Origin of the sequence: Pseudoflavonifractor sp. An184 (assembly GCF_002160305.1) — a bacterium.
GTDB lineage: Bacteria > Bacillota > Clostridia > Oscillospirales > Oscillospiraceae > Lawsonibacter > Lawsonibacter pullicola.
The window spans coordinates 1-6,041 of sequence record NZ_NFKI01000094.1; the positions used below are offsets into that span (position 1 = coordinate 1).

General features: G+C 64.4%; 6 protein-coding genes. 2 read left to right on the top strand and 4 right to left on the bottom strand.

Going from position 1 to position 6,041, the window contains the following annotated elements:
* A partial coding sequence (locus B5F19_RS17780; protein WP_204248356.1) for a hypothetical protein occupies positions 1-221 on the top strand: 221 nt, incomplete at its 5' end.
* A 71-nt stretch (positions 222-292) separates the two neighbouring features.
* Here B5F19_RS17780 and B5F19_RS16160 read toward each other — a convergent pair.
* The gene (locus B5F19_RS16160) at positions 293-739 is read right to left on the bottom strand and encodes a hypothetical protein (protein ID WP_087292607.1); all 447 of its coding nucleotides are present in this window, start codon (positions 737-739) and stop codon (positions 293-295) included.
* A gap of 364 nt (positions 740-1,103) precedes the next feature.
* On the opposite strand from B5F19_RS16160, the gene B5F19_RS16165 reads away from it, so the two are divergent.
* Complete coding sequence (locus tag B5F19_RS16165; protein WP_087292610.1) at positions 1,104-2,048, top strand: LysR family transcriptional regulator; 945 nt, start codon at positions 1,104-1,106, stop codon at positions 2,046-2,048.
* 22 nt (positions 2,049-2,070) lie between these two features.
* Here B5F19_RS16165 and B5F19_RS16170 read toward each other — a convergent pair whose 3' ends face one another.
* The 3 genes from B5F19_RS16170 to B5F19_RS16180 form a co-directional block, all read right to left on the bottom strand.
* Positions 2,071-3,015, bottom strand: a complete 945-nt coding sequence (locus B5F19_RS16170) for an AEC family transporter (RefSeq protein ID WP_087292614.1) — start codon at positions 3,013-3,015, stop codon at positions 2,071-2,073.
* Between the two features lie 193 nt (positions 3,016-3,208).
* On the bottom strand, positions 3,209-4,483 hold the full coding sequence (locus B5F19_RS18355; protein WP_087292617.1) for a stage 0 sporulation family protein: 1,275 nt from the start codon (positions 4,481-4,483) through the stop codon (positions 3,209-3,211).
* Positions 4,484-4,618: 135 nt separating this feature from the next.
* Positions 4,619-5,581 carry an AAA family ATPase gene (locus B5F19_RS16180; protein ID WP_087292620.1) on the bottom strand — a complete coding sequence of 321 codons (963 nt, stop codon included), beginning with the start codon at positions 5,579-5,581 and terminating at the stop codon, positions 4,619-4,621.
* Positions 5,582-6,041 lie beyond the last annotated feature (460 nt).

Consider the following 6,041-nt stretch of genomic DNA (forward strand, 5'->3'; position numbering starts at 1 on the left):
AGCTTGTCGAAAAACCTCTGTTCAGACGAATCCGCCCGAGTGTTGGCGGGGGAGCTCGAGGGGGCGGCAGCCCGCCTCGAGTGGGATCGAATGCCCTGAATGCCTTGCACGGCAAGGCGTTCAGCGAGCGCAGCGAGGACTTTTCCGCCGCGCGGCGGCGGGAAAGTATCGGCATTCTTTCAGGCTGCCGGAAAAGTCTTTGGACTTTTCCAGCAGCCTGAACGCACAGCGCCGTGGGGAATGCCCACGGCGCTGTGCGTTGTGTATGTCGGATCTTGGCCTGATGGGAGGTTCAGGCGGATGGGGAGTATTCATAGCGGAAGTTTACATTCAGAAGGTCGGCCTTCTCCGGATAGACCCGGAGGGTGAGGGTCCCGTCGGCCCCGGGGAGAAATTGGAGGGCCACCTGGGTCTCCTCCGCCGGTCCGCCGTCCTGGCTCCGGCACAGGAGCTGGAGGGTCTCAGCCTCCCCCGCGGGGAGCCCGGCCAGGGGGACGGTCACGCCCTCCCCCGTCATCTCCGGGGCCAGAAGTCCGTCCTCCTGGGGAAGGACGGAGACGATGCTCCAGTCCGCCTTGGGGGCGATGGTCAGCTCCTGGGTATCGGAGGCGTAGCTCTGCTCCACCGGCAGGTCCAGCTGTCCGGACAGGGAGGCAAGGACGATGGGCAGGACCATAATCGCCAGAAATGCCGCCAAAATCAAAAGGATGAAGCGGCCGGGAATAATTTCGCGTTTCATACTGAATCCCTCCTGTTTGGATTGCTCAGGCAGAGAACTTCCATAGGAACGCCGCGCCGCGTCTCTGAGGGGTGCTCAGATGATCTTCCATCGATGGAGCCGGGGGAGTTTTCCTCCTGCTGTGCCTTCAGTATAGCAGGGGAAAATACATTTGTAAAACTGTTAAATCTGGTATATAATACAGTTAAAATTTGTACCTTTGGGAGAGCGGACGTGGAGGCCTCCGCCTGGAGGAGCTCGTTAGGGAGCGACCGGGAGGGGCGGATTCCACAGCGGGAGCCCGTTTTGTGGAAAACATTCCGGCGTCCGGGGTGGGTCAGGTGGGGGCGCGGAGGGCCGCGGCAAAAGAGGAGGGGGGACCAGGATGAACTTTTCCAGCATGGACTACTTTGTCATGGTGGCCCGGGAGCGGAGCTTCTCCCGGGCGGCGGAGCGGCTGCACATCACCCAGCAGACCCTCAGCGCCCACATCGCCAAGCTGGAGGGGGAGCTGGGCGCCAAGCTGCTGGTGCGGAGCATTCCCTTGGAGCTGACCTACGCCGGGGAGGTGTTTTTGGAATACGCTCTGGACTTTCAGCGGCGGGCGAACTCCCTGGAGCGGGAATTTCAGGACATTACCGAAAATCAGCGGGGGTTGCTGCGCATCGGGATTAACTATACCCGGGGGGATATTGTGATTCCTCCGCTGCTGATCCGCTTTCAGCAGGAGTACCCCAACATTGCCATCCGGCTGGTGGGAGAGATCAACACTAATCTCAGTGCCCTTCTGGAAAACGGAGAGATTGACCTGGCAATCGCCCCCCTGCCTGTGGTGCCGCCCGCAGTCCAGACGGAGGACTTTTATCAGGAGGAGTATGTCCTGGTGGTATCTAAGGCGCTTTTGAACCGTCTGGGAATAACGCCTGGAATGGCTGACTTCGTCCGGCTGCAATCAGGGGATCTGTCTCCCCTCCGAGATTGTCCGTTTATCCTGGCTGCCCAGCAGGAGGGCAATGGAATTTTTGGCTATGATCTGCTACGCCGGTGGGGTATCGTACCGATTCCAAAAATTGAGGTACACCATACAACGGTCCGGTCTGAGCTGGTTCTGGCCGTATCTGGAATGGGGGCCTGCTTTGCGCCCCAGAATATGATCCGTCCCTCCCTTACGCCTCAGCAGGAGGCCCAGCTGGAGCTCATCCACCTGGGGGAGGAGGCCCGCCATATGATCCACTTCGGATATTTGAAGCAGCCCCACCAGTGGAGTGTGATTACAGATTTTATCCACATGGCCCAGGAGATGAGCGGGGAATTTGAGGCAAAAAAATAGACGGCCTTTCGGCCGTCTATTTTTATCCCAGGACCAGCATTAAAATGGGAATGCTCACAAAGCTGCACAGGGTGGACAGGACCGCCCCGGTGGCGGCGTACTGGTCGTCCGCCCCGTAGGCCCCCGCCAGCACGGGCACCTGGCTCACCACCGGCAGGGCGCTCTCCACCACAAAGACGCTGAGAGGCAGGCCGCTCATGCCGAACAGGTGGCAGAAGAACCAGCAGATCACCGGGGCGATTCCCAGCCGCATGAGGATCATGGCGGGCAGCCCCCTCATGGGCCGCAGGTTTTTCAGCCCCAGCTCGAACACGATGTACCCGCAGTAGATGAGGGCCATGGGGGAGACCGACTGGCTGATGTACCCCGCCCAGGTCATAATGGGGCCGGGCAGCCGCAGGTCCAGCACCAGCAGCAGCACGGTGAAGAGCACCGCCAGAATGGGGGGCTTGGTAAAGACGTCCTTGAAGAAGCCGCCCACGGTGGTCTTTTTTCCCGCCCGGGTGCCGGAGCGCTCGATGAGCAGGATGCCGGCGGACTGGACGAACAGGGTGTTGGCCAAGTAGTACATCATCACATATGGGACGCACACGTCCCCGAACAGCTGGGTGGACACGGGCAGGCCGATGAACAGGGTGTTGGAGAAGGCGGCCATGGCCACGAACACCCCCCACCGCTCCCGGGGCAGGCGGAGCAGCTTGGCCAGCAGCAGGCAGAGGGCCAGGGTCACCGCCACCCCCACCATAGCCGAGGCCACCATCAGCCCCGCCTGGAGCAGGCTGTCGTGGTCCAGGTTGTTCAGCAGTCCGGTGACGCAGTTGCAGGGCACCGCGATATTGACGATGAACTTGCTCAGAAACCGCTTCTCCGCCGCCGTCATCCAGCCCAGCCGCCCCATGAAGTAGCCCACCGACATGAGCATCAGCAGCACCAGAGAGGCGGAGAGGGCGCTGAAAAATCCGTCCATTGTAATTCTCTCCTTTCCCAGCTTCCGGTCCCCGCTCCCCCGCCAGGGGAGAGGGGGGAGGGGCTGTGTCCCTATCCTACCACCGGGGCCGGGACTTGTCCAATTTGAAATTCTGTATGGGGCGATATGGTTTTCCCAATGGGCAAAAGGCGGCTGAGCCCCAAGAGAGAGGGCTCAGCCGCCGAAGGGGTGCTCAGGACTCCCCGCCGCTCTGGGGCTTGCCGCCCCCTCCGCCTCTGGGACGGCGGCGGCGGTGGGGACGGGAGCTGCGCTTCTCGCCCCCCTCACGGGGAGGCTTGGCCTCTCCGGCGGGGCGCTCCCGGCCCTCCCTGGGCTTGTCCGCCCGGGGGGGCTTCTTCTCCTTGGCCGGGGCGGATTCCCGGCTCTGGGCGGCCTCCCGGCCCTCCCCCTCTCCGTGGGAGCGGCCGCCCCGGCTTCTCCGGGAGCGGCGGCGGTCCCGGCTCCTGGGGGCCTCCTGGGCTTGTCCGCCCACCCCCTCGTACTGGGGGGTCTCCCCGTTGAACACCGCCTCCAGGGCGGCGGCCAGGGGGGAGGCCGACCCCTTCAGGTCGGGGGTCTCCTCCGGCTCCTGGGGCTTGCGCAGCTTGGCCAGCTCCTCCAGGGGGGGCTCCACATAGCCCTCGGGCCGCTTGCCCTTGCCGTTGCGGATGACGCACAGCTCGCAGTTGTGGTAGCACTTGGGGCTCTCCGGGGCGGAGTCCAGCCGCACCTGCACCGTCTGCCGCAGCAGGTTCACCGAGGACACGGTGCCCGCCCCGTCGGGGGTCTCCACAAAGGACTCGGGCTTGGGGGAGGTTTTCACCAGGTCCTCATAGGCCTCCTGCTCGTACTTCAGGCAGCACATGAGCCGGCCGCAGGTGCCGGAGATCTTGGTGGGGTTCAGGGACAGGTTCTGGGTCTTGGCCATCTTGATGGACACGGGCTGGAACTCGTCCAGGAACTGGGAGCAGCAGAAGGGCCGCCCGCAGATGCCCAGGCCGCCCAGCATCTTGGCCTCGTCCCGCACGCCGATCTGGCGCAGCTCGATGCGGGCGTGGATGGCGCTGGCCAGGTCCTTCACCAGGGCCCGGAAGTCCACCCGGCCCTCGGCGGTGAAGAAGAAGAGGACCTTGTTCCCCTCAAAGCTCCACTCCGCGTCCACCAGCTTCATCTCCAGGCCGTGCTCCAGGATCTTCTGCTGGCAGATCTCCAGGGCCTTGGCCTCCTTCTCCTTGTTCTTCTCCCGGGTGAGCTCGTCCTCCGGGGTGGCCCGGCGGAGCACCGGGCGCAGGGGGGCGGTGAGCTCCATCTCGTCGATGGGAGTGTTCCCCTGGACGCACTCGCCGAACTCGGTGCCCCGGGTGGTCTCTACAATGACCCCCTCGCCGGGCTGAAACCGAGCCCCGTTGGGGTTGAAATAGTAATGCTTTCCGCCTTCCTTGAAGCGGACGCTGATGATCTCGACCATAGTTCCTCCTTATGTGAAGTTAGGAGATAGGAGATAGAAGATAGGAGATAGAGCCTCCTCGCTTCCTCCCCCGGCTCCAACAGAAGTATCCCGCCGAAGGCGGGGGTTAATCGTCCCGGCTCCGCCGGGACGCCATCATTCTGCATTCTGCATTCTGCCTTTTTCATTCTCCAAAAACATGCCCGCGCACAGCCAGCCGGAGAGCTGGCCCGGGTTGGCGTTGAGCTCCGCCGCCCCCCGCAGCTTCCGCACCAGGGCGGCCGCCTTCAGCAGGCGGGATTTCTCCCCGCTCACCGCCAGCCGCTCCCCCAGCTGGAGGTAGAGCTGGTCCAGCAGGCGGGGCAGCTCCTCCTTGGGGGCCTTCTCCAGTAGCAGGCTGGCCTCAAACAGGGCCAGCTCGTCGGTCCCCTCCAGGGCCCGAACCAGGGCGTCCGCCTGGGCGCGGCGCTCCTGGGCCTGTCCGCCGTCCCCCTCCAGCAGGGAGACCGCCCGGCCCAGAATGCCCTGGGCCTCCTGGACCGCCCGGCGCAGGTCCGCCCCGGACCGGTCCGGGAAGCGGGTCCTCAGCCACTCCTCCGCCTCCCCGGGGGGCACGGGGGTGAGGGAGAGCTCCTCGCACCGGGAGCGCACCGTCTGGAGCACCCCGCCGCCGTTCTCCGCCAGCAGCAGGAAGGCGGCGTAAGCCGGGCCCTCCTCCAGCAGCTTGAGCATGGCGTTCTGGGCGCTGGCGTTCATCCGGTCGGCCCCTTCCAGCAGGTAGACCTTCCGCTCCCCCTCGTTGGGGCGGATGTAGGCGTCGGCGCGCAGCTGCCGCACCTGGTCCACCGTAATGGGCTTGCCCTCGGCGGGTCCGGCAATCACCGCCACGTCCGGGTGGATGCCGGCAAACACCTTTTTGCACGGGCCGCAATGGCCGCAGGGCCGCCGCTGGGCGGGGGCGGTGCACAGCATGGCTCCGCACAGGAGCCGGGCCAGGGTGTGCTTTCCCGAGCCGGCGGGGCCGGAGAGAATGTAGGCGTGGGACAGCCCCCGCCCCTCCTCCTGCTGGGAGAGCTGGGTTTTCAGGGCGCGGTTGCCCGCCAGGGGGGAGAGTTCCATAGGGGGTTCCTCACTTTACTGTGGTTCGTTTCTTTTTTAAGCCTTCCCCTTGGGGGGAAGGTGCCCCCGAAGGGGGCGGATGAAGGGGGCTCCCCCCAAAAAGCCTTCCCCTCGGGGGGAAGGTGGCCCGAAGGGCCGGATGAGGGGGCAGGTTTCGGATTTGGTTCGTTATCCGCAGGGGGGATTTCGCCGCCTGCGGGCGGCGACCTTCTTTTTCCATGGCGAAAAAGAAGGCAAAACGCCACCGGGGACGCAGCCGATGGACTACGGCTCCGCTTCGCTCCGCCTAGGTCCATAGGACTGCTTTCCCCGGACCCCTATTACGGGAGTTACCCCTTGAGCCAGGCAAAAATTTCCGGCGCGCAAAATCTGAGTGGCTTTCTGCGATTTCTTCCGGGCCACTGGGCCCTGGGTTTTTGGAAAATTGGAGTTGGTGCGATTCCACAACCGCGCCTGGGGT